The sequence below is a fragment of the Pseudomonas canadensis genome, assembly GCF_030980095.1.
Taxonomy (GTDB): domain Bacteria; phylum Pseudomonadota; class Gammaproteobacteria; order Pseudomonadales; family Pseudomonadaceae; genus Aquipseudomonas; species Aquipseudomonas canadensis.
The window spans coordinates 2555161-2577088 of record NZ_CP133298.1 but is presented as its reverse complement, the minus strand read 5'-3'; the positions used below and the strand labels follow the sequence as shown (position 1 = coordinate 2577088).

The window sequence follows — 21928 nt, the reverse complement described above, 5'->3', positions numbered from 1 at the left end:
CAAACGCTGCGTTAGCCCCCCTCACCCCCACGCCACCACCAACAACCCCACCCCCAACACCAGACACAACGGTGAATAAAAATACGTATCCAACCTCGCAAACCGCGAACCACCGACCTTCTTGAAAAACCCCACCAACTCCGAATCCCCAATCGCCCTGGCAAACATCACCACCGAAATCGCGCTGATCCCCCATTGCAAGGCCCCGTGGGACACCGCCGAGAAATACAGCCCGGCACGCAAACACACCATCAGCGCAATGCCCACCAACCCCAGGGCAACCAGAAACGTAGCCAGCGCCGAGGGTTTGAACGCAGGTTTCGGCCCACGCGCGAATTCGCCGGGCAGTTGGGGGATAGCGGCCTGGAAGCCGAGTTTTCCGCCGGCAGCCCAGTACAAATGCACCATGCTGATGAAGGTGAAAATGCCGACAATCCATCGTGCGACAACAAAGCTCATGGCTGGCTCTCCCGTAAAAGGTGCGAAAGAGGATAGTCGCCTGGTGATTTTTTGCAGGCATTTCGTCGGCGGCTGGTGGTAAAGTGCCGCCCCATGAAAATCGCCCGTGCCGACCGCTCGCTCATTGCCTGGATGCTCTATTGCTGCGTCCTGTTCAATGTGTTCGCCTGCAGTATCGGTCACGGGCAGATGGTCGGGATGCAGCTCAATGGCATCGGCGGTCAGTTTTGTACAGTGGACCCGCGCACCCAGGCGCCCAAGCCGTCCAACTCCACTGAAGAGAACCTGCCAACGCTGTCCAAGGCATTTGGTTGCCCGCTGTGCTCAACCGGCGGCATGGGCCCAGCGCTGAGTTCCAGCCTGAATGTGGCGGTGTTGCCACAGCCCCATGCGCCACCGCCGGCCATTGTCCTGGCTGCTGACATCCCTGCCCGCTTCACCTGGCCTGCGGCTAATCCGCGCGCACCGCCTGCTTTCGCCTGATTCCTTCGCTTTCCGATCTGCACTGACCACCGTTTCCGCAAGGAAGTACGGGCGGTTGTGCGTTGTTTTCAAGCCAAGTTTTTCAGGATTCAACCATGAAACATCTACCCCTGTTGGCGGGCCTATTCGGCTGCCTGCCCGTCTGCGCCTGGGCCCTTGAGTTGGCTCCGACCACCATTGATGGCGAACAAACCGCCGAGCCTGGCCTGGCCCTGGATCAATCCAGCGGCATGGCCTCGCGCTTGGGCTTGAGTGTGCGCGAAACCCCAGCGTCGGTGGCTATCGCCAACCGCAATGACATCGAGCGCCGCGGCGCCAAGACCTTCCGCGACGCCGCCAACACCTTGCCTGGCGTCAATGCCAGCGCCCCGCCAGGATTTGGCGGGTTTGTCTCCTACCGTGGGTTTACCAGCAGCCAGATCACCCAGATGTTCAACGGGATCAATGTGGCGACCGGCCTGGCCCGGCCGGTGGATGCCTGGATCTATGACCGGGTGGAGCTGGTAGGCGGCCCCTCCTCCTTGATCAACGGTGCCGGCTCCGTGGGCGGTTCGCTCAACTACGTGACCAAGCTGGCCACCCGCGAGGAACAGGCCGCCGAAGGCCAGCTCACCTATGGCAGCTATGACACCGCCGGCATGGCGTTTGGTGTCAATCACGCCCTGACCGAACCCGGCGCCGATGTGCAGCACTACGCGCGCCTGGATGTAAGCCGCAACACCAATCACAGCTACATCGACCGCGACCAGCGCGAGGCCTGGAGCCTGGCGTTTTCCCTGCTCAGCGACCTCACGCCCAACCTGTCTCACACCCTGGCGCTGGAATACCAGGATGAGCATGAAGACAGTCCCTACTGGGGCACGCCGGTGCTCAACCCCAAGGTGGGCGAGCTGAAGATCGACAAGCACAACCGCTTCAACAACTACAACGTTGCTGACGGTCGCTACGAACAGCGCACGATCTGGGCGCGCTCGATCATCGACTACCGCCTCAACGACAGCACCAGCCTGAAAAACACCCTCTACCACCTGGACAGCCAACGCGATTACCGCAACCTGGAAACCTATCAGTACAACGCCGACAACAGCGCGGTGAACCGCTCGACGGCCTATCAGGTACGTCATCAAGGCGAACAGAACGGCAACCAGTTCGAACTGCGCCACGATGACAGTATGTTCGGATTGTCGACCACGTGGTCTGGCGGTTTCGAATACAAGGTCAACAGCACCACCAATACCCCATGGAATGTGCCAGGCAACAGTACAGTGAATCCAGACAACTTCGATCCCGGGCACTTCTACGACATCCCGCGAACCCGTGAGAAGTTCGGCAAGGACAAGACCAACGAGGTCACCACCAAAGCTGTGTTCGTGGAGAACCGCCTGGGGCTCACCGACAAACTTTCGCTGCTTACCGGCCTGCGTTACGACGCTATCGACCTGGACGTCACCAACCACCGTGCGATCACCGCGACCAATCCCCGCCACTTCAAGCGCAGCTGGGAGCCGGTAACCGGCCGCGTCGGCCTGACTTACCAGTTCATCCCGTCGGCCAATGTGTATGTGCAATACAGCACCGCCGCCGAGCAGCCGAACACCACCACGCAAGTGTTTGATGTTTCGACGGGCAAACAGTGGGAAGTGGGCAGCAAGTTCGATTACCTGGACGGCCGTGGCTCGGCCACCGTGGCCGCGTACAAGATCGAGCGTAAGGATTTTGCCGTGACCGATCCGCAGGACCCGACTAACAGCATTCCGGTCGGCGCACAGTCATCCAAAGGCATCGAGTTGGCCAGTTCGTTACGCATCACGCCAAGGTTGCTGGCGGAGGGTAACTTCGCCTGGGTCGACGCCGAGTACGACGACTTCAACGAGAAAATCGCCAGTGGCGCGGTGGTCTCGCGCAAAGGCAATACGCCAACCAACGTGCCCAAGCGCGTGGGGAACCTGTGGCTGACCTATGATTTTGCCGAGGATTGGCAAGGGGGCGTGGATGCGCGTTATGTGGCCGAGGTGTACGCAGATAACGCCAACACCCAGACGGTGCCGGCCTACACGCTGTTCGGCACGTTCCTGCGCTACAAAGTGGACTCGCATACCTCGGTGACGGGCCGGGTACGCAACTTGACGAATGAGGTGTATGCCGAGTTTGCGCATGTGTCGCCTGCTTACTACCTGGGTGCGCCAAGGACATTCGAGCTGGCAGTACAAACCAGGTTCTAAACACCTGAACGCAGGAGCCCGGCTTGCCGGCGATGGCGTCCGATAAACACCATCGCCGGCAAGCCGGGCTCCTACAGTACATGCGTACTGTTATTTCAGACTGGCTTCAACCTTCTGCGCCACATCCTCGGTCAACCAAGCCTTCCACACCTGCGGATGTTCCTTCAGAAACACCTGGGCCACTTCCCGTGGCGCCGAGTGGTTTTCACTCATGGTCGCCAAGGCTTTGTTCAGCGGCTCAATCGGAAACTCGACCTTCTCAAAGAACTGCGCAATCTGCGGATGCTCCTTCTGGAACGGCGTCGACACCCCGATGCTCAACTTGGATGCCAGCGAGCGTGTTGGTTTTGGATCAGGATTATCCGCATCCGTAAGCGTCTTCCACGCCTCGGCATCAAACGGTGGCTCTTCCAGCTGGATCAACTTGTAGCGCCCCATCAACGGCGTCGGCGACCAGTAGTAGAACAGCACCGGTTTGCCCCGGCGGATCGACGAAGCGATCTCGGCATCCAGTGCCGCGCCCGAGCCACTGCGGAAGTTCACATAACTGTCGTCCAGACCGTAGGCCTTGAGCTTCTGTTTGTTGACCACTTCCGAGGTCCAGCCGATAGGGCTGTTGAGAAAGCGCCCCTTGCCCGGGGATTCCGGGTCCTTGAAGACGTCCTTGTAGCGCGCCAGGTCCTTCACGCTCTTGAGTTCCGGCGCGAGAGGCTTGATGCCTTTGGCTGGGTCGCCCTTGACCACGTATTCCGGCACCCACCAACCTTCGGTTGCGCCTTTGACCGTATCGCCCAGGCCGACGACTTTACCTTCGGCTTCAGCCTTGACCCACACTGGGCTGCGGCCGGCCCACTCTTCGCCGATCACTTGGATGTCGTTCTTCGCTAGGGCGGTTTCCAGGGTGATGGTGGTGCCCGGTAAGGTGTCGGTCGGTAAGTCGTAGCCCTTTTCGACAATCACCCGAAGTACCTCGGTGATCAGGCTGCCGCTTTCCCAGTTCAAATCGGCAAAGTGTATCGGCGTCTCGGCGGCCGAAACCGGCAGTGCGGCCACGGACAGACTCAAGGCTGTCACGGATGCAGCCAACAGCGTTCTCAATCCTTTCATGCCCTTGCACCTCGCGATATCGCAGCAGACAGCGGACGGCTTTGCTGCGTAAGCGCGAAGCCTCTGAATAGTTAAGTCAACTCAACTGTAGTAGAGGTTCCGGGAGATAACGGGTGTTCGCGGAATTTGATGGTTATTCGCTGGCCTTGAAAGTCACCAGTTCACCCTTGCGCCATTTGGCGGCCTTGCCGGTCACGGCTTTCAGGGTCTTGGTCAGGCCTTCCTGCAGTTGCTCGTTGGCGGCAAACACCAGCATCACGCTGTGGCCTTCCTTGAACACAATGCCCTGGCCTTCGGCCGAGGAGACAAAGGCGTAGTCACCCAGGCCATAGACGGTCAACTTGATATCGCGGAACTTCAGTTCGAATTTGCCACCTTCACGGCTGGGCAATACCGCTGCGCGGAAGTGATCGCCAACTTTGAGTTCCAGGCGGGGCTTGTCGTCCACGACCAACGCCGCCTCGGTGTCGATCTCGGCGATGTAGATACCTTCCGGCGTCTGCTCAGTAATGTAAACGAAACGGGACTGAAACTGTTTGACCAACTTTGCGCGCAAATCACCCAGCACGAACAACGCGTGCATATCCAGATTACTGACTGCCAAGGAAACGCCCCCACATCAAAAAGAGCGCTGTCCGCCAGAGCGGGCAGCACAAAAAAACGGCCATTACGGCACGATCACATCACTCATTCTTTGAAAAAAACTGAAGAAGAACCCACTGCCGCGCCATAAGACCAGTACAGACGTACGCGATGGACCTTGTGCAAGGTCATCAGGCACCACAGGAGATCACAGGTTCAACGGCCAGAGAATACGGACCGACCCACTTCAGAGAATAACCCAGTTAAAAATGCAGTTTTCCGACACGCAAGCGCAAATAAGCACGCTGTCATGGAACCAGGCGCAGATCGCCGACGACAATACTAAAACAGCAGCACCAATCAAAACCACCCAAAACGTTGCAATCAAGTCAACCGGAGCGATCGAAAGGAGCAGGCCATGCAACGATCAACCTACAATGCGATGTCTTCGCACACCCGTTCATCATGCCAGGGCGAGGCTCAATACTACCGCTTGGGCGGCTTCGAGGGGTACTCGGACCCGGTTCTTTACCAGGTTGTACCTGCCGGTAAAAACTTCTTCCACATCCGTGAAGTGCTCAGCGGCCAAATAAAAGGCTTTCGCAGCGGCCATGTCAAGGCTTGTGAACTGGCCAAGAAACTAGAAGCCCAGTTGCAAGCTCACCATGGAGCGGTCGTTTCGTCCGCCCGATAACTTAACTGCGCCGCCGACCCGCAACAACTGCCATACTGGCCCGTCCACTGAAGTTTGTGCCCTGCGGGCCAGGTTTCTCCAGTGCAGTTATCTCCAAGGGAAGGCTCTAAGTGACGGAATTTGATATCGGCGAATTTTTCATCCATGGCGACGCAAGGGAAGTAGACGGTGAGTTTCAAGCAGTGATCATTATGCGGGCCAAGCCTCCGCTGACCACTGTCACCACCCACCAAGTGGAAAAAGACCGCTGGTTCAAAACCGTCGACGCGGCTGCCATCGCCGCCAAGGACGCCGCCAAGGCGTTAAAGACTGCCGTGGACGACGGGGCCCTGAATTCCTGAGATCCGATAGAACTCTGCTGCGCCACAACCCTCCCATGCATAACGACCACCCTGCATGGAGAACCAAATGGACGCGCCAATCCCCACCCTTGAAACCCTGTTTGAACAATTGGGCCTGGATTCAACCCCAGACGCCATCGATGCGTTTATCGTTGCCCATCCATTGCCTGAAGACGTGAAGCTCATCGATGCACCGTTCTGGTCGGCGCAACAAGCGAGTTTTCTCAAGGAAGAGCTTCGCGACGATGCCGAATGGGCGATTGCCGTGGATGAACTTAACCAACGCCTGCATCAAGCGAACTGAGTCGGCGTCAATGCAGGCTGTCTGACTGCTCCAGGCGCAACAGCGCCTGCCAGGCAGCCCTGCACTCCTCCGCTTCATCGCGACTGGCGAACGCCGTGCCGCGCTGCTCACCGTTGAGCAACACCACCCAGCAAGCCTTCTGACCCAGCGCACGCAAGGTTTCGGGAACGCCACTGCCAATCATCACGGCGACATCGACTTTGTTTTGCATGGAGCTTCTCCGCAGCATTAGTTAGCTGGCTAACAATGTTGGCCATGCTACGGTTTTCTTCCAGTTGGAAAAAGCTATCCCAGGAATAGCTCCATTGCATAAACAACAATAATCCTTAGCGCCCGCCCTTTACTGCCTCAGGTTTATAGCCCAGGCGCAAGCCGCCCCAATGCCGGCCCTTGACCATGATCGGCACTGACAGATCATGCATAAGTTCTCCAGTGTCGCGGGTATAGGTTTGCAACAAAACGGCCTGCTGGTGGCTGCCGCAACGGATCCCGGTGCGGTCTTCGAACTTGCGCTTGGTGCGGTTCTGCACCGCATCCACCTGCGCATCACCCGTTAGCGCATGGGAAAATGCCTTGTTGTGTGTCGGCACATAGCCCTGCGGAGTGCAGGCAATGGCAAAGACCAACCCCTCATGCCGTGGCAGCAGCGCCTCCTGAATCGGCGGCAACACCTGGTCGGTGTAGCTATCGAACCGGGTGTGGTACTTGCTCGGGCTGGTGTTGGCGATCGGCGTGTAGCTGCGGTCGAACAGGTCATCCAGGCTGATCCGGTTCTGCTGCACATCGGCTTCGAATTGCCCAGCAATCCGGCTCGCCCCCTCGCGCGCCAGGTCGTAGATACGCTGGTGGTAGTCGTCCAGCCCAACTTCCGCCAGGCGCTCGCTGATGGTTTCGGCTTGCCCTTCCATCTGCACGGCAGCGTCGGCCAACTGGCGGGTTTGCTGATCGCTGACAGCCAGGTCGCTGCGCATCTGTTCCACGGCATGGAACAAGCTGTCGAGCTGGGTGCGGTTGGTGTCGGTGCCCTGGGCGATTTCATTCACCTGGCCTTCCACATCGGCCGCGAGGCTGGCGATACTTTGCAACTGCTCGCCGGCGTGCTCCACCTGCTCGACACCGGTATGCAAGTCCGCCGATAACTGGCGAATCTGCTCCACCACCTGGGCGGTGCGCTGCTGGATGTCCGCCACCATGACCCCGACTTCATCGGTGGCCGTTGCGGTACGCCCCGCCAAACCGCGCACCTCATCCGCGACCACGGCGAACCCGCGCCCATGCTCACCGGCCCGCGCCGCTTCAATCGCGGCGTTAAGCGCCAAGAGGTTGGTCTGGCTGGCGATGGACTGAATCACCAAAGTCACACGCTGGATTTCCTCGCTGCGCAGGCTCAAGGCTTCAATCAGCTCACGGCTGGCGTTGGCGCGTTGGCTGAGTTGGTGCATGCGGGTAATCGACTGGGCCAGCACTTCGCGGCCTTCAGTGCTGCGTTGATGCGCCTGGCTGGCGGCGCCAAGCGCTTCGCGGCTCAGTTGGGAGGTGATCTTTTCAGTGCCGATCATCACCTCGGCGCTGCTGACAATCTGCTTGGCCGCGCCCAACTGCGACTGCACACGGGCCGCCAGCTGCTTGACCGAAAAGGCCACGCCGGCCGCGGACAACGCGTTATGACTGGTGGTGTAGGACAGGTCGCGAGTCAATTCGCCGATGGCATCGACGGCATCGGACGATGCGATAACAGGTGTGCGACTTTTCAATCGAGGTAGCCAGATCACCAGCAGGGCCAGTGGCAGGCAAAGGTAGAGCGGCAGGCTGGCGAGCGCCAAGCCCAGCAGGACCAACACCAGGGCGGTACTCTGCAACAGGGGCGTCAGCCAGCCGGGCAGCCCGCGCGCCACCGCTTGCGGTGGCACTGCTGCGCCCATCAGAGATCCGTCTCCAGCCATCTTCGTTACCCCACTGCTTGTCATTATTGTCGCTGCATTAAACGCCACTATCGGGCCATTATCCATGGGCCTTTAGTGGGGTGGCTTGCAGCAGATCAATAGACGGGGTGCAACGGGTCTTTCCCGGGGAACCGCTGGACGGTCCCCCGCTTCACCGCATCAGGCTTGGCGCTGATGCTTGTCGATCTGCTCGTGGCGCTCTTGCGCTTCGATGCAGTACTTGGTGGTCGGGCTGATCAGCAGGCGCTTGAGGCCGATAGGCTCGCCGCTGTCATCGCACCAGCCAAAGGAATCTTCCTTGATGCGCTCCAGTGCGCGCTCAAGCTGCGGCAGCATGCGCTGGTCGCGGTCAATGGCGTTGACCAGCCAGGTGCGCTCTTCTTCAACAGAAGCGGCGTCGGCCGGGTCGGCCGGGGTGTCCAGGCTTTCAATGGCGATACGGTTCTGTTCAATGCGCTCGTGGTGTTCCACTTTCATGTCTTGCAGCAACTGCTCGAAAAAAGCGTGCTGTTCGGCATTCATGTAGTCATCCGCCGGCATGGCCAGCAACTTTTCCTTTGTCATTGATTTCTCTATAAAAAATACGTGCATTAAGGCGAATAAGGGAGCGTTCCGGAAGGCCTCTGCAGGTCTCGGAAGGGCGCCATTCATTTCAAGCGCCACCCGGCACTCAATTTACGAGGGGCGGCAGTCTAAGGCCGACTTGAGGGCGCAGCAACTGAAAAGACAGGCAATTTTTCCGAGATAACCCCCAAAAGCACCAGGACGGGCTCGGCGAATGGTCATCGGAGTGCGTTTATAGCAAGAAATTCAGTGTTGTGGAGCTATATAGAAGACAAACGGTTAAATGTAGGAGCCGGCTTGCTGGCGATGCAGTCAACCGGGCTCTTCAGCGAGACCGTGTCGATGCTATCGCCGGCAAGCCGGCTCCTACCAGAAAGCGCTTCAGCGCTTGAGCTTGCGCTTGTTGCGGTACTGGTCGATCACCACCGCCACCACAATGATCAGGCCCTTGATGATGTCCTGGATGTACGCATCCACACCGACAAAGGTAAACCCGCTGGCCATCACCCCAAGGATCAGCGCGCCGATCACGGTGCCGGTGATGCGCCCTACCCCGCCCGCCAGGCTGGTACCGCCGATCACTGCCGCAGCAATCGCATCCAGCTCGTAAGACATGCCCATGCCGGCCTGGCCGGTGGCGGCACGTGCCGAGGCCACCACACCCGCCAAGCCAGCCAAGAGACCGGCGATGCTGTACACGATGATCAAGTGGCGCTTGACGTTGATCCCCGAGGTACGCGCCGCCTGCATGTTGCCGCCAATCGCGTAGGTGTACTTGCCGTACTTGGTGTAGCGCAGGGCGATATGGAAGATCACCGCCACCACCAGGAAGATGATCACGGGCATCGCGCCATGGCCGATGGCCGTGTACGAGTCCGAGAGCATGCTTACCGGCTGGCCTTCGGTGTAGTAACGCGCCAGGCCTCGGGCCGAGACCATCATGCCCAGGGTCGCAATGAACGGCGGAATGCCGGTGACGGCGATGATGCTGCCGTTGATCGCCCCCGCCAGCAGCCCGACGCCCAGCCCCATCGCCACCGGGATCCACACTGGCAAGTCGGTCAGGCTCGGGAACACCGCACGGGAAAAATCGGAAGTCTGGGCCAAACTCGCGGCGATCATCGCCGACAGCGCCAGCACCGAACCGGAGGACAGATCGATCCCCGTGGTGATAATGACCTGGGTCACGCCAATCGCCAGCAGGCCGATGATCGACACTTGCAGGATCATCAGTACCAGGCGCTGGGAGTTCATCAGGAAACTCTGGTCCCGCACGATCCAGCCAAACAGCTCGAAGACCAGGCCGATGCCGATCAGCACCAAAAAGATGCTCAGCTCGGTGGGCATGCGTCGGCGACTTTTGGTGGGTACCGTCGCGGGTTTGTTATCCGTTATTGCGTTCATAGCCCATCACCTTCTTATTCTGTACGTCAGTGGACTGCCGTCATCCCGGAGGCCAACTGCATGACTTTTTCCTGGGTCGCTTCGCTGCGGTCCAGGGTGCCCATCAATTCGCCTTCGTGCATCACCATGACCCGATCACTCATGCCCAGCACTTCGGGCAATTCGGAGGAAATCATGATCACGGCCATGCCTTCGCTGGCGAGGAATGAGATCAATCGGTAGATCTCGGCCTTGGCGCCCACGTCGATGCCACGGGTGGGTTCATCGAGGATCAGCAGCCGCGGGTTAGTCATCAGCCAGCGCGCCAACAAGGCCTTCTGCTGATTACCACCGGACAAGGTGTCGATACACTGCTCAAGCGACGGGGTTTTCACTCGCAGCTTCTTGCACATGTCTTCACACAGCGCACGCAGGGCTTTCTGCTGGATAAAGCCGTTGCCGGAGTAATGCGGCAGCACGGCCATTTCCATGTTTTCCAGGACCGACAGGCACGGGAACAGGCCACTGAGCTTGCGATCCTCAGTCAACAGCGCGAAGCCCTTTTCGATGGCCATGTGCGGGTCGGTGATGCGCACCGCCTTGCCATCCAGGGTGATCTCGCCGCTGCTGCTGGGCGTGATGCCAAAAATGGTTTCTGCCACGTTGGTACGGCCCGAGCCCATCAGCCCGGCGATACCGAGAATTTCACCGGCGTGCAGATCGAACGATACGTCCTTGAACACGCCATCCAGTGTCAGGTCGCGCACCGTCAGCAACAGGTCGCCGATGGGCGTCTCGCGCACCGGGAACAACTGGCTCAGCTCACGGCCGACCATCATCGAGATCAGGCTGTCGCTGTTCATGCTGTCGGCACGTTGCAGGCCGATGTAGTGGCCGTCGCGGAATACCGCCACTTCATCGGCGATGGCAAACACTTCGTTCATTTTATGGGTGATGTAGACGATACCTTTGCCCTGGGACTTGAGGTCGGCAATGATCGAAAACAGGTGGGCCACTTCCTTCTCGGTAATGGCCGAGGTCGGCTCATCCATGATCAGGATGTCGGAGTCATAGGACACCGCCTTGGCAATCTCGACCATCTGCCGCTCGGCGATGCTCAGGTTGCCCACATGTTCCTCAGGGTCCAGGTTGATGCGCAGGCGCGCCAGCAACTCGGCGGTGCAGCGGTGCATTTCGCGGTGATTGACCATGTGTAGGCTGTTGAGCTGCTCACGACCGATCCAGATGTTCTCGGCGATGCTCATGTGCGGCATCAGGTTGAGTTCCTGGTGGATCATCGCGATCCCGGCCTTCTGGGCCGCCAGGGGGGTTTCAAACACGATCGGCTTGCCACGCAGGCGGATTTCCCCGGCGTCGGGCTGGTAGATGCCGGCGATGATTTTCATCAGCGTCGACTTGCCCGCACCGTTCTCGCCCATCAGCGCCAGCACGGTGCCGGGGCGCACCCGTAGTTGCACGTCGGCCAGGGCCACGACGCCGGGAAAGCCTTTGCTGATGTTGACGATTTCCAGCAGGTAGGGTTCTTCCAGCGGCTGGGGCTGAAGACCGGGAGGCTGCGAGACAGTCGCTTGAGCGAGCATAGGGAGGTACTCCATCTGCAGGGCGGCCAAGACCGCCCTGCCGGCTTATTGTTGTTATGCAGGGCTATTTGAAGTCTTTGACGTTGTCCGGGGTGATCAGCTGGAACGGGATCACCACGTTCTGCTCGATAGGCTCGTTCTTGGCCATCTTGCGCGCCGTTTCCACCGACTTATCGGCCTGGCCCTTGGCATCCTGGAAGGCCGACACCGTCATGTCACCCTTGGTGATCGCGTTCAGGCCATCCGGCGTACCATCGACACCGGCGATCAACACGCCCTTCTTGCCCGCCGATTTGAGGGCCATGGACGCGCCGATGGCCATTTCATCGTTGTTGGCCAACACTGCGTTGAACTCGCGGCCCTGGGTCAGCCAGTCGTTGACCAGGGTCATGCCCTTGTCACGCAGCCAGATACCGGTCTGTTCCTGCTCGATCTTGATGCCTGGGTACTTAGTCAGGACTTCCTTCACACCCTTGGTACGGTTGGTGGTGGAGTTGTTTGCCAGGTCACCCAGCAGGATCACGATGTTGCCTTTGCCGCCAAGCTTTTCGGCGATGTACTGCATCTGCAGCTTGCCGGCCTCGACGTCGTCGGACGTCACCGCCGCGACGCCTGGGGCCAATGTCGCGCTGTCAGGACGACGGTTGACGAACACCAGCGGGATTTTCGCTGCGGTGGCGGCCTTGATGATGTTGGCCGTCGACGCGGTGTCCACCGGGTTGACGATGATCGCGTCGACTTTCTGGCTGATAAAGTTCTCGACCTGGCTCAGTTGCTTGACCACGTCGGCACGGGCGTCTTCGAACTGCAATTGCACGCCATCCCCCTTGGGATACGACTTGGCTTGCTTGTCCATGTCTTCGCGCAGGTAGGTCAGGAAGGTGTCATCGAAGGCGGACATGCTCACGCCTATCTTGAGGTCAGCAGCCGAGGCAACACCGCTGGCGAGCAGCATGGACAGGGCCAGCGCGGTAAAACGGATCGGGGTCTTCATGAACGGTCTGTCTCCACTTTCTTGTTGGTTTTTTGGACGTTGCGTTTATCAGAGCTCGGCAGGCAGCCGGACGACCGGTGCGCCTGGAATGCAGCACACCAGCGCGCCTTTGTTTTCGACGCACAGCACATTAAGGAAGGAGAAGTAGAACGGCCGGGCGCGGGGCAGACCGCGTGGCGCAAGAGTGGGGCGTAAAACTCGCAGTACAGCGTTGAAGATTTTCATCTGACGGTACCTGGTTGTTTTTGATCTTGTTTTTGTTGAGTCGCGCGGGTCGAGCCCGAACGTACTTTATGCAACCTGGAAAAGACTTTATTGGAAAATAATTTCCATATCAACCTGTTTTAGAATTTTATTCTATTTTTGTTGAAACCACCTGCTGACGCTCGGCGCTGAGGCGTGCGGCGTCCAATATACGGGTGGTTTCCAAGGCGTCATAGGCGTCCACTGGCAACGGTCCCTGCCCTTGCACGGCCAGTTGCAACTGCCGATAGAACTGCGTCCAGCAGCCCTTCTCCGAGGGTACTCGCTCACGCTCAGAACCTTGTTCGAACCAGCCCCAGCGTCGATGCTCTTCGGCCCCCCAGTGCTCGCCTTCGGTTTTCGGCGACTTGCCGGCCATTAGCGCCTCTTCCTGACCGTCCAGGCCTTCGACGGTGTAACAGCCTGCGCTGCCACTGACGCGAAAACGCGGTGCCTGGCTGTTTTGCAAGGCGTTGCCCCACAGATGGGAGATCACGCCGTTGGCATGAGTCAGGGAGACAAAGAAGCCGTGATCCACCGTGGGGTGTTCGGCGGTGTAATGCAGCTGGGCGAACACTCGATCTACCGGGCCGAACAGTTGCAAGGCCTGGTCGACCAAATGGCTGCCCAAGTCGCGCAGCCAGCCACCACCGCTGGCGTTACCTACGGCTTGCGGGCTGTAGCGTTCCACGCGGGATTCAAAGCGGCTGATTTTGCCCAGGGCGCCGGCGTCGATGAGTTTGCGCAGGGTGAGGTAGTCCGAATCCCAACGCCGGTTCTGGTACACGCTGAGCAGCGTGCCCTGGCGCTCGGCCGCGGTGATCAGCGCTTGGGCCTGTTCGGCGTTGGCGGCGAAGGGTTTGTCGCTGACCACGGTAACGCCGTGCTCGATGGCTTCCAGCACCAGGGCCGGGCGGCCTTTGAGGGTGGTGGAGATGACCAGGGCGTCGACACCCGCCTCGACGATCTGGCCGATGGAATCGAAAGCCTTGAGACCGGGATGGTCAGTCGCCAACTGCTGGCGGCGTTCAGGTGAGCGAGTAACGACGCCAACAAACGTAGCGCCGGGCAGCGTTGCAATCAGCGGCGCATGGAAGAAGCGCCCTCCATGGCCGTAGCCAACCAGTCCAATTCTCATACAAACACTCCTAATTTAAACTGGAAACCCAATTCAACTGTGGGAGCTGGCTTGCCTGCGATAGCAGTGTGTCAGGCAATGAATCTGACACTGATGAACCGCCATCGCAGGCAAGCCAGCTCCCACAGTTTTTGACCGGGTTTCTCCAGTGAATCAGCCGTAGAAGCGCGGGCGATCCGGCAGGCTCACCTTCACAATCTGCTCACTGTTCTGCGCCTCGATGCACGCATCCGCCGCCACTGCCGCCGCAAAGCCATCCCACGCCGAAGGCCCGCCGACCTGGCCGGCGCGCACGCTGTCGATGAACGCCTGCAACTCCACGTCATAGGCGCCGATAAACCGGTCCTTCCAATCCATCAGGATCGCGTTGGACAGCTTCGCTTCACTGCGCAGTTGCACCTGGGACGGCTCCGGCAGCTTGGCGATGCCGGTCTCCCCCACCACTTCGCACTGGATGTCATAGCCGTACTGGCAGTTCACAAACACTTCCACATCGATGCGCGTGCCCTTGGCGGTTTCCAGCAGCACGATCTGCGGGTCGCGCAGATGGGCCAACGCCTTGCTGGATTTGCGCGGGAACACCACTTGCACCGACACATAGTCGTCGTTGAGCAGCCAGCGCAACACATCCAGCTCGTGGATCAGGGTGTCGGTAATCGCCATGTCGGTCTTGTAGTTCTCGCCCACCGTCGGGTTGCGGTGCGCGCAGTGCAGCATCAGCGGTTCGCCGATCTGGCCGCTATCGATCACGGCTTTGAGGGCGCGATAGCCTTCGTCGTAGGGGCGCATGAAACCGACCTGCACCAGGCGTTTGCCGAAGGCCACTTCGGCATCGACAATCTTGCGGCAACCTTCGGCGGTGACCGCCAGCGGTTTCTCGCAGAACACCGGCTTGCCGGCGGCGATGGCGGCGAGCACGAACTCTTCGTGGCTCGGGCCCCAGGAGGTGACGAGTACCGCTTCGACTTCCGGGGAGTTGATCAGCGCATGGCCGTCGGCGTACACCTCGGCGCTGATGTTCAAGTCAGCCACCACCTTGGCGGCCTGCTCCAGGTTGATGTCGGTCACCGCCACCACCTGGCTGTTGAGCAAGGTCTGGCTGCAACGACGGATATGGTCCCGGCCGATAGCGCCTGTACCGATGACACCGAGCTTCAAAGACATACAAACACTCCTCTTGTGATTAGTACTGCCGGGCCTTCGCCAGGTGTTCATTGAGTTTTTTCGCGGCGGCATTCGTGCGTTCGCTGGTGGAGACCTGCGCCACGCCCACTCGCCACCACGACAGGTAGCCGTGGATCATGGTCTTGGGCAGCACCTTGATATCGATCAGCGTGGACACCGTCTGCGTACGCGCATCGGCCAGCGCGGCTTGCAGCTGTTCCACGCTGCTGACCTTGTAGGTCTTGCAGCCATAGGCCGCTGCGCTCATGGCAAAGTCCACCGGCACCAGGCCACCGTCGAGCTTGCCGCTCTCGGGGTTGCGGTAGCGGAATTCGGTGCCGAAGCTGTCCATGCCATTGCCGATCTGCAGGTTGTTGATGCAGCCGAAGGCCATGTTATCGAGCAGCACCACGTTGATCTTGCGGCGCTCCTGGATCGAGGTGGCCAGCTCCGAGTGCAGCATCATGTAGGAGCCGTCGCCGACCAGGGCGTAGACCTCTTTGCTCGGTTCGGCGAGTTTCACGCCCAGGGCGGCGTTGATCTCGTAGCCCATGCACGAATAGCCGTACTCGACGTGGTAGGTGTTCACGCCCTTGCTGCGCCAGGCTCGCTGCAGGTCGCCGGGAAGGCTGCCGGCGGCGGCGACGATGATGGCGTCGTCGGCCAGGGTTTCATTCAATACACCCAGCACGCGGCTTTGGGTCAGGCACGAGCCCGTCAGCTCGATAAATTCACGCAGCACCGCGCGGTCCAGGTGGTCGTCGACCTCAGGCACAAAACCGTCGCCGGCATATTCGACCTGATGCACACGGTCCACTTCGGCCTCCAACTGCGCCTTGGCCTCGCTGATCTGCTCACCCCAACCGGAACGGTAATCGCCGAGGGCATCTGCCAGTGCCTCCAAGGCGGTCTGCGCGTCGGCCAACACCTGCACGCCATCCAGCTTCAAGGCGTCGCAGGGGCTGATATTGAGGTTAAGAAACTTCACGTCTGCGTGCTTGAACAGCGATTTGGACGAGGTGGTGAAGTCGGTGTAGCGCGTGCCGATCCCAATGATCAGGTCCGCTTCGGGCGCCAGCAGATTCGCCGCCAGGCAGCCGGTTTCACCGATCCCGCCGACGTTCAGCGGATGGTTGGAAACCACGGCGCTCTTGCCCGCCTGGGTTTCCGCGAAGGGAATATCAAACCGTTCGGCAAAGGCTTGCAGCGCGGCATTGGCGCCGGAGTACTTCACCCCACCACCGCAGATGATCAGCGGCTTGCGCTTGCCGCGGAACGCCGCCAATGCATCACTGATCATCGCGGCGGTCGCCGGGCGACGGTCGATGCGATGCACGCGTTTCTGCAGGAAATAATCCGGATAATCCCAGGCCTCGGCCTGCACGTCCTGGGGCAATGCCAGGGTCACCGCGCCGGTCTCGGCCGGGTCGGTAAGCACGCGCATGGCGTGGATGGCGGCGGTCATCAACTGCTCGGGGCGGTTGATGCGGTCCCAGTACTTGCTGACCGAGCGGAAGGCATCGTTGGTGCTGATGCTCAAGTCGTGGAACTGCTCGATCTGTTGCAGCACCGGGTCAGGCTGGCGGCTGGCGTACACATCGCCGGGCAACAGCAACAACGGGATACGGTTGGCCGTGGCGGTCGCGGCGGCTGTCAGCATATTGGCGGCGCCAGGGCCGACGGAGGCCGTACACGCGTAGATCTTGCGGCGCAGATGCTGCTTGGCGAAACCGATGGCAGCGTGGGCCATGCCCTGCTCGTTGCGGCCCTGGTGCACCACCAGGTCGCCGGCGTCTTGTTCCAGGGCCTGACCCAGGCCCAGCACATTGCCGTGGCCGAAAATCGTGAACACTCCGGCGACGAACTTGCTCTGCACGCCATCGACTTCGATGTATTGGTTGTCCAGGAACTTCACCAGGGCCTGGGCCATGGTCAGTCTTGTTGTGGTCATCTCGCGCCCCTTATCGTTTCTGCAGGTGGGCGATGCTTGCCCCCAACGCCTGCTGGATATCCGCCAATGCATGCACGCTCTCGGCAAACGGTTCGAATGACAGGTAGCCGCTGTAGCCGGTGCTGAGCAAGGTGTCGATCTGTGCGGCGTTACCCAGGATGTCGCCCTCGCCCACCAGCACGCGGTGGCCGTCGCGAATCGAACTGAGCGGCGCCTCGCTATCTTCCACGCCGGAGATATGCACCAGCCCGGTCAACTCCGGGAAGAACTCATGTTCGCTGGCCAGGTGATGATGGAAGGTGTCATGCACCAGGCGGAACACATCCAGGCCGCCGATGGACTTGATCGCCTCCACCGCCACGCGCTTGCGCCGCAGGGCACACTCTTCAAAACCCAGGGGCTCGATAAAGCCGAGAATCCCGTAGTCGCGCAGGATCGGCGCCAACTCGCTCAAGGCCGTGCGCAAACCGGCGGCACGCTGGGCTTCATTGCGCGTGTCGCCCGGCTCATTGAGCGGGCACATCACCAGGCCCTGGGCGCCGCATTCACGGGCGTAGGTCGCCAGTGTGATCGCCTGGGCCCGGCGCTCGTCGTTCCACACATCAAAAGGGTACAGCGCGTTGATCGATAGCACGGTAATGCCCTGCACCGCGCACAGTTCACGCACGCGGCTGGCCGGGGTGCCGAATTCGATCTGCTTGTCAGCCAGGTCGTTGCGAATCTCGATCGCATCGCACTTGAGCGTTGCGGCCAACTGGATGAAATCCGGCAGGGACAGGTTGGGAGCGACCATGCGGTTAAGGGCGAAACATAGAGGCGACTTCATTTATTGTTGTTCTCCGTCCAAACCGCTGATTAAAGGTCCAGCAGCCAGCTGTGCTGCGGGTCGTTGTGGAAATGCCAGGCACGCTTGGGGCCGGCCATTACGTTCAGATAATAGGATTCGTAGCCATAGGGCACGCTGACTGGGTGATAACCCTTGGGCACCACCACCAGGTCGCTGTTTTCCACGGCCATGGCCTGGTCGATGCTGCGGTCGTCGGTGTAGACGCGCTGGAACACGAAGCCCTGGGGCGGGTTGATCTGGTGGTAGTAGGTTTCTTCCAGGAAGCTCTGGTGCGGCAGGTCGTCGGTGTCGTGCTTGTGTGGGGGGTAGCTCGACGAATGCCCGGACGGCGTGCGCACTTCCACCACCAGCAGCGAATGGGCCGGCTCGCTGTCGGGCAGGATGTCGCACACGTACCGGGTGTTGGCGCCCTTGCCACGTACGCTGCGCTTGCAGTTTTCGGGGCGGATCAGGCGTGGCTCGTAGCCCTCGGTGCCAGGCGCCGCGCACACGGCAATCTGCACGTCGCTCAACGCCGTGACCTGGGCATCGGTGCCCGGCGGCAGGTAGGCGGCGAACGGCGATTTGTCTTCAAACACCGATTGGCGATCACCCAGGTTCTGCCAGTTGAAGCCTTCACCTTCGATGTTCACCCGGCCACTGAGCAGAACCAGGCACAGTTCTTTATCACCGGCGCTGACCGGCAGGGTTTCCCCCAGGCTCAGGCGGTAGGCGGAAAAACCCACGTACTCCAGGCGCCCGGCTTCCAGGGCGACCATGGTCTGGCCGCGTTTGCTGCTTTTGACCAACAAGCTCATCACTCAAGTCCTCTCGTTGAGAAGCGCGCGCAAAGTGTCATAGCCTTTCTTCGCGTAGATATAGCTGGGGGCTACTGCCGGATCCTGCTCGGCTTCCACCACCAGCCAACCCTCGTAGTGGGCAGCCAGCAGCACGTCGAGCAATTGCGCGAAATTGATATCGCCATCGCCGGGCACGGTGAAGGTGCCGTTGACGATGCAGTCGGGAAAACTCCACATCTGGTTACGCGCCAGTTGCACCACCGGTTTGCGCACGTCTTTGAAGTGCACGTGGCAAATGCGCTCAATGTGTTTGCGCAGCACCTCGAGAGGTTCGCCGCCGCCCATGTAGCAGTGACCCGAGTCAAACAGCAGGCCGACTTCAGGGCCGGTGCGGCGCATCAGTTGGTCGATGTCTTCCGGGGATTCGACATAAGCGCCCATGTGGTGGTGATACGCCAGGCGCACGCCCTGGGACAGGGTGAAGCGCGCCAGTTCAGTGAGCTTGTCGGCGTAGTCCTGCCAGGCCTGTTCGCTGTGGAAACGCGGACGTTCGATCAGGCGAATGCGCGAGCCCTGGATTGAATCGGCCACCTCGCCGTAGACCAAGACCTTGGCGCCGTTCTGCTTGAGCAACTCGACATGCCCGGCGATGGCCTCGATCTCCTCAGCCACCGAGCGCCGGGCCAGGCGGCTGGAGTACCAGCCGGAAACCAGCGCCAAATCATAAGGGCGCAATACGTCGCCGACGCCCTTGGCGTCCTTGGGGAACTTGCCGTTGAGTTCAAAACCTTCGTAGCCGATTTCCTTGCCTTCGCTCAGGGCGGTGCTCAAGGGCGTTTCACCGCCCAGGGCCGGCAGGTCGTCGTTGCTCCAGGAGATCGGGTTGATGCCAATTCGGATTGCGGGCATGGCTGCACCTTTTATTGTTTTTCAAAGTTGCATGAGATCTGCTTTATGTGGGAGCGGGCTTGCTCGCTCCCACATTTGATTGCATTCCCTATCTGGAGCTGTGCTTAGGTTCGAGCACTGCGCCAGGCGTTAATGAGCTGTTCGAAGGTGGCCTGCACCTGCTGGATCAAGGTCTCGTCATCGATCTCCCCCGCCATCCACGCGCGGCTCGGTTCCTGGAAGATCGTGCGGCCCACGGCAAAGCCACGGCAGGTGGTGCTCTGGCTGGCCTGCTGGAAGCCGTCGGCGAGAAATTCCGCCGAGGCATTCAGGCCCAACAACACCACGCCACGGCAGTACGGATCGCGCTCCTCGATCAGTTCGTCGAGCTTTTTCCAGTCTTCGGCCGATTGCGCCTCGATCTTCCACCACGCCGGGTAGATACCCAGGTTGTACAGGCGCTTGAGGCTGCGGTAGAGCACATCCGGGTAGGTGGACGGATGATCCTTGGGCGGGATGACTTCCAGCAGCAGTTCATGGCCGCTGACAATCGACGCCTCATATACCGCCTTGAGTTGTGCCTCCTGCTCAAGGCGCAGCATCGGCTCGTCATCCGGGTGGAATTGCACCAGGCACTTGATGATCTGTTCTTGGGGCCAGGCGATCAGGTTGCTGCCCACTGAACGGCCATGTTCGAAGGCCAGTGGCCGTGAGTTCTGCACTTCCACCGGGCGCGCGATCCACCAGCCACGACCACTGGCGGCGTTGAGCGCGTCCTGGCCGAAGCGTTGGTCGGCAAGCAGGCCGACGTCGGCTTCCACCCCTTGCTCGGCGAGTTTTTTCTCGACGCGTTCGATGGCCTGGATAAACAGTTGCTTGGCATCACTGATGCGCGCCGGGTCCTGGCCGCCCTTTTGCGCCAGGTCCACCAGTTGCCAGCGGTGATCGAAGGCAAACACGAACAATTGCTTCCAGGCCTTGCGCGGCACCGTCACGCGGTGCAGACGTTGCAGGGTCACGTCCTGGTCCGGGCGGGTAATCGGCACCGGGCTGTTGAACAGGTATTCCAGCTCCGCCGGCGTCGGCATGGCCGGAGCGCAAGCGTGGCGTGAGACGACCAGGCCGCCACAGGCGTTGGCCAACTGGCTGCAACGCTCGTCACTCGCGTCGTTGATCCAGCCGCTGAGGAAACCCGACATGAACGCATCGCCGGCGCCCAATACGTTGAGCACTTCAACCCGCACACCGGGGTAGATGGCACCGTCTTCCAGCCGCGCTGGAATAGCGCCATGGATCACCGTGCAACCCTGCGGACCAAGCTTGACCACCAGGGTCGCCGGGGTCAGTTCGCGCACCTTACGCAACGCGGTGAGCAAGTCTTCACTGCCGCCCGCGATGAGGAATTCTTCTTCGGTGCCGACGATCAAATCGAAGCGCGGCAGGATGGTCTGCACGTGCTGGCTGACATTCTGGTCGGCGACAAACCGGGTTTCGCCATCGGCCTTGCCCGCCAGGCCCCACAGCACCGGGCGGTAGTCGATATCCAGCACACGCTTGACGTTGTGCTTGGCCGCGTAGTCCAGGGCCTGGATGCTGGCCTTGTACACGCCGTCGGTGGAGAAATGCGTGCCGGTGATCAGCAGCGCCTTGCTGGAGGCAATAAAGGCTTCGCTGATGTCTTCGGCGCGCAGGGCCATGTCGGCGCAGTTTTCGCGGTAGAACACCAGGGGGAAGGTTTCGCGGTCCTTGAGGCCGAGCAACACCAGGGCGGTGAGGCGTTCCGGGTCGACCTTGATGCCGCTGACGTCACAGCCTTCGCGGGCCAGGGACTCCACCAGGAAGCGCCCCATGTGGTCGTCGCCGACCCGGCTCAACATCGCCGACTTGAGCCCCAGCCTGGCGGTGCCGAAGGCGATGTTGGCGGAGGACCCGCCGAGGTACTTGGCGAAGCTGGACACGTCCTCAAGCCGCGCACCCACTTGCTGTGCATAAAGGTCGACGCCCAGGCGCCCGAGGCAAATCAGATCCAATTGACGCCCACTGGCAAAACGAGTCTGGCCCATGCTGGCTCCTGTTATTTTTATCAGCCTGCGTTGTGCCGACGTGGCGACGGCAAACGCTCTTGGTGGGAGCAGACTAGAACGTCCGGCGACGCCAATCAATATTTATTCCAGATATTTTTTCATTGGAATATTTTTTCCATTAAGCTTGTACAGAGCCAGTCCCACTACAGTGCATCGT

General features: G+C 60.3%; 22 protein-coding genes. 5 read left to right on the top strand and 17 right to left on the bottom strand.

Features of this window, described 5'->3' with window-relative positions; all coding sequences use genetic code 11:
* Positions 1 to 21: 21 nt before the first annotated feature.
* Positions 22 to 459 carry a DUF3995 domain-containing protein gene (locus RB216_RS11815; protein ID WP_068934183.1) on the bottom strand — a complete coding sequence of 146 codons (438 nt, stop codon included), beginning with the start codon at positions 457 to 459 and terminating at the stop codon, positions 22 to 24.
* Positions 460 to 552: 93 nt separating this feature from the next.
* Here RB216_RS11815 and RB216_RS11810 point away from each other — a divergent pair, with 93 nt between their 5' ends.
* Together RB216_RS11810 and RB216_RS11805 are read left to right on the top strand one after the other, a co-directional pair.
* On the top strand, positions 553 to 942 hold the full coding sequence (locus tag RB216_RS11810) for a DUF2946 domain-containing protein (RefSeq protein ID WP_016975551.1): 390 nt from the start codon (positions 553 to 555) through the stop codon (positions 940 to 942).
* A 95-nt stretch (positions 943 to 1037) separates the two neighbouring features.
* Positions 1038 to 3164 (top strand): TonB-dependent receptor, encoded by a 2127-nt coding sequence (locus RB216_RS11805; protein WP_308908729.1) that lies wholly within the window; start codon positions 1038 to 1040, stop codon positions 3162 to 3164.
* A 90-nt stretch (positions 3165 to 3254) separates the two neighbouring features.
* On the opposite strand, the gene RB216_RS11800 is transcribed toward RB216_RS11805, so the two are convergent.
* Together RB216_RS11800 and RB216_RS11795 are read right to left on the bottom strand one after the other, a co-directional pair.
* Positions 3255 to 4271, bottom strand: coding sequence for an ABC transporter substrate-binding protein (locus RB216_RS11800; RefSeq protein WP_028615873.1), 1017 nt, complete (start codon positions 4269 to 4271; stop codon positions 3255 to 3257).
* A gap of 133 nt (positions 4272 to 4404) precedes the next feature.
* Positions 4405 to 4854, bottom strand: coding sequence for a hypothetical protein (locus RB216_RS11795; RefSeq protein ID WP_174890956.1), 450 nt, complete (start codon positions 4852 to 4854; stop codon positions 4405 to 4407).
* A gap of 417 nt (positions 4855 to 5271) precedes the next feature.
* Here RB216_RS11795 and RB216_RS11790 point away from each other — a divergent pair, with 417 nt between their 5' ends.
* The 3 genes from RB216_RS11790 to RB216_RS11780 all read left to right on the top strand — a co-directional run bounded on the left by RB216_RS11790 (position 5272) and on the right by RB216_RS11780 (position 6192).
* Positions 5272 to 5547, top strand: a complete 276-nt coding sequence (locus RB216_RS11790) for a hypothetical protein (protein WP_028615871.1) — start codon at positions 5272 to 5274, stop codon at positions 5545 to 5547.
* Between the two features lie 110 nt (positions 5548 to 5657).
* A complete protein-coding gene (locus tag RB216_RS11785; RefSeq protein ID WP_028615870.1) occupies positions 5658 to 5888 on the top strand; it encodes a hypothetical protein in 231 nt (76 codons plus the stop codon).
* Positions 5889 to 5955: 67 nt separating this feature from the next.
* Positions 5956 to 6192 (top strand): DUF2789 domain-containing protein, encoded by a 237-nt coding sequence (locus RB216_RS11780; protein WP_028615869.1) that lies wholly within the window; start codon positions 5956 to 5958, stop codon positions 6190 to 6192.
* A 7-nt stretch (positions 6193 to 6199) separates the two neighbouring features.
* Here RB216_RS11780 and RB216_RS11775 read toward each other — a convergent pair whose 3' ends face one another.
* The 14 genes from RB216_RS11775 to RB216_RS11710 form a co-directional block, all read right to left on the bottom strand.
* Positions 6200 to 6403, bottom strand: coding sequence for a hypothetical protein (locus tag RB216_RS11775; RefSeq protein ID WP_028615868.1), 204 nt, complete (start codon positions 6401 to 6403; stop codon positions 6200 to 6202).
* A 115-nt stretch (positions 6404 to 6518) separates the two neighbouring features.
* On the bottom strand, positions 6519 to 7751 hold the full coding sequence (locus RB216_RS11770; protein WP_371923963.1) for a methyl-accepting chemotaxis protein: 1233 nt from the start codon (positions 7749 to 7751) through the stop codon (positions 6519 to 6521).
* Between the two features lie 543 nt (positions 7752 to 8294).
* Positions 8295 to 8699 carry a TraR/DksA family transcriptional regulator gene (locus tag RB216_RS11765; protein WP_010564800.1) on the bottom strand — a complete coding sequence of 135 codons (405 nt, stop codon included), beginning with the start codon at positions 8697 to 8699 and terminating at the stop codon, positions 8295 to 8297.
* A 381-nt stretch (positions 8700 to 9080) separates the two neighbouring features.
* The gene (locus RB216_RS11760) at positions 9081 to 10103 is read right to left on the bottom strand and encodes an ABC transporter permease (RefSeq protein WP_016975559.1); all 1023 of its coding nucleotides are present in this window, start codon (positions 10101 to 10103) and stop codon (positions 9081 to 9083) included.
* A gap of 26 nt (positions 10104 to 10129) precedes the next feature.
* Positions 10130 to 11683 carry a sugar ABC transporter ATP-binding protein gene (locus tag RB216_RS11755; RefSeq protein WP_028615866.1) on the bottom strand — a complete coding sequence of 518 codons (1554 nt, stop codon included), beginning with the start codon at positions 11681 to 11683 and terminating at the stop codon, positions 10130 to 10132.
* A gap of 64 nt (positions 11684 to 11747) precedes the next feature.
* Entirely contained in the window at positions 11748 to 12677 is a 930-nt protein-coding gene (locus RB216_RS11750) for a sugar ABC transporter substrate-binding protein (RefSeq protein ID WP_028615865.1), read from the bottom strand.
* Between the two features lie 48 nt (positions 12678 to 12725).
* Positions 12726 to 12902, bottom strand: coding sequence for a hypothetical protein (locus tag RB216_RS11745; RefSeq protein ID WP_163002101.1), 177 nt, complete (start codon positions 12900 to 12902; stop codon positions 12726 to 12728).
* A gap of 127 nt (positions 12903 to 13029) precedes the next feature.
* On the bottom strand, positions 13030 to 14058 hold the full coding sequence (locus RB216_RS11740; RefSeq protein ID WP_236318711.1) for a Gfo/Idh/MocA family protein: 1029 nt from the start codon (positions 14056 to 14058) through the stop codon (positions 13030 to 13032).
* Positions 14059 to 14211: 153 nt separating this feature from the next.
* Positions 14212 to 15222, bottom strand: coding sequence for a bifunctional inositol 2-dehydrogenase/D-chiro-inositol 1-dehydrogenase (gene iolG / locus RB216_RS11735; protein WP_236318712.1), 1011 nt, complete (start codon positions 15220 to 15222; stop codon positions 14212 to 14214).
* A 19-nt stretch (positions 15223 to 15241) separates the two neighbouring features.
* Complete coding sequence (iolD, locus tag RB216_RS11730) at positions 15242 to 17173, bottom strand: 3D-(3,5/4)-trihydroxycyclohexane-1,2-dione acylhydrolase (decyclizing) (protein WP_308908728.1); 1932 nt, start codon at positions 17171 to 17173, stop codon at positions 15242 to 15244.
* A 10-nt stretch (positions 17174 to 17183) separates the two neighbouring features.
* Entirely contained in the window at positions 17184 to 17999 is an 816-nt protein-coding gene (locus RB216_RS11725; protein WP_308908727.1) for a TIM barrel protein, read from the bottom strand.
* Positions 18000 to 18028: 29 nt separating this feature from the next.
* A complete protein-coding gene (gene iolB / locus RB216_RS11720; protein WP_068934195.1) occupies positions 18029 to 18817 on the bottom strand; it encodes a 5-deoxy-glucuronate isomerase in 789 nt (262 codons plus the stop codon).
* A 3-nt stretch (positions 18818 to 18820) separates the two neighbouring features.
* Positions 18821 to 19708 (bottom strand): myo-inosose-2 dehydratase, encoded by an 888-nt coding sequence (gene iolE / locus RB216_RS11715; RefSeq protein ID WP_236318714.1) that lies wholly within the window; start codon positions 19706 to 19708, stop codon positions 18821 to 18823.
* 104 nt (positions 19709 to 19812) lie between these two features.
* On the bottom strand, positions 19813 to 21750 hold the full coding sequence (locus tag RB216_RS11710; RefSeq protein ID WP_068934197.1) for a bifunctional 5-dehydro-2-deoxygluconokinase/5-dehydro-2-deoxyphosphogluconate aldolase: 1938 nt from the start codon (positions 21748 to 21750) through the stop codon (positions 19813 to 19815).
* Positions 21751 to 21928 lie beyond the last annotated feature (178 nt).

What these genes read in the sequence shown, in the direction of transcription:
- RB216_RS11770 (WP_371923963.1), bottom strand. Translation starts at nt 7,751, where the DNA reads ATGATCGGCACTGAAAAGATCACCTCCCAACTGAGCCGCGAAGCGCTT.
- RB216_RS11775 (WP_028615868.1), bottom strand. Translation starts at nt 6,403, where the DNA reads ATGCAAAACAAAGTCGATGTCGCCGTGATGATTGGCAGTGGCGTTCCC.
- iolB (WP_068934195.1), bottom strand. Translation starts at nt 18,817, where the DNA reads ATGAGCTTGTTGGTCAAAAGCAGCAAACGCGGCCAGACCATGGTCGCC.
- iolD (WP_308908728.1), bottom strand. Translation starts at nt 17,173, where the DNA reads ATGACCACAACAAGACTGACCATGGCCCAGGCCCTGGTGAAGTTCCTG.
- RB216_RS11780 (WP_028615869.1), top strand. Translation starts at nt 5,956, where the DNA reads ATGGACGCGCCAATCCCCACCCTTGAAACCCTGTTTGAACAATTGGGC.
- RB216_RS11800 (WP_028615873.1), bottom strand. Translation starts at nt 4,271, where the DNA reads ATGAAAGGATTGAGAACGCTGTTGGCTGCATCCGTGACAGCCTTGAGT.
- RB216_RS11750 (WP_028615865.1), bottom strand. Translation starts at nt 12,677, where the DNA reads ATGAAGACCCCGATCCGTTTTACCGCGCTGGCCCTGTCCATGCTGCTC.
- RB216_RS11745 (WP_163002101.1), bottom strand. Translation starts at nt 12,902, where the DNA reads ATGAAAATCTTCAACGCTGTACTGCGAGTTTTACGCCCCACTCTTGCG.
- iolG (WP_236318712.1), bottom strand. Translation starts at nt 15,222, where the DNA reads ATGTCTTTGAAGCTCGGTGTCATCGGTACAGGCGCTATCGGCCGGGAC.
- RB216_RS11815 (WP_068934183.1), bottom strand. Translation starts at nt 459, where the DNA reads ATGAGCTTTGTTGTCGCACGATGGATTGTCGGCATTTTCACCTTCATC.
- RB216_RS11795 (WP_174890956.1), bottom strand. Translation starts at nt 4,854, where the DNA reads ATGCACGCGTTGTTCGTGCTGGGTGATTTGCGCGCAAAGTTGGTCAAA.
- RB216_RS11810 (WP_016975551.1), top strand. Translation starts at nt 553, where the DNA reads ATGAAAATCGCCCGTGCCGACCGCTCGCTCATTGCCTGGATGCTCTAT.
- iolE (WP_236318714.1), bottom strand. Translation starts at nt 19,708, where the DNA reads ATGCCCGCAATCCGAATTGGCATCAACCCGATCTCCTGGAGCAACGAC.
- RB216_RS11805 (WP_308908729.1), top strand. Translation starts at nt 1,038, where the DNA reads ATGAAACATCTACCCCTGTTGGCGGGCCTATTCGGCTGCCTGCCCGTC.
- RB216_RS11740 (WP_236318711.1), bottom strand. Translation starts at nt 14,058, where the DNA reads ATGAGAATTGGACTGGTTGGCTACGGCCATGGAGGGCGCTTCTTCCAT.
- RB216_RS11710 (WP_068934197.1), bottom strand. Translation starts at nt 21,750, where the DNA reads ATGGGCCAGACTCGTTTTGCCAGTGGGCGTCAATTGGATCTGATTTGC.
- RB216_RS11755 (WP_028615866.1), bottom strand. Translation starts at nt 11,683, where the DNA reads ATGCTCGCTCAAGCGACTGTCTCGCAGCCTCCCGGTCTTCAGCCCCAG.
- RB216_RS11725 (WP_308908727.1), bottom strand. Translation starts at nt 17,999, where the DNA reads ATGAAGTCGCCTCTATGTTTCGCCCTTAACCGCATGGTCGCTCCCAAC.
- RB216_RS11765 (WP_010564800.1), bottom strand. Translation starts at nt 8,699, where the DNA reads ATGACAAAGGAAAAGTTGCTGGCCATGCCGGCGGATGACTACATGAAT.
- RB216_RS11760 (WP_016975559.1), bottom strand. Translation starts at nt 10,103, where the DNA reads ATGAACGCAATAACGGATAACAAACCCGCGACGGTACCCACCAAAAGT.
- RB216_RS11790 (WP_028615871.1), top strand. Translation starts at nt 5,272, where the DNA reads ATGCAACGATCAACCTACAATGCGATGTCTTCGCACACCCGTTCATCA.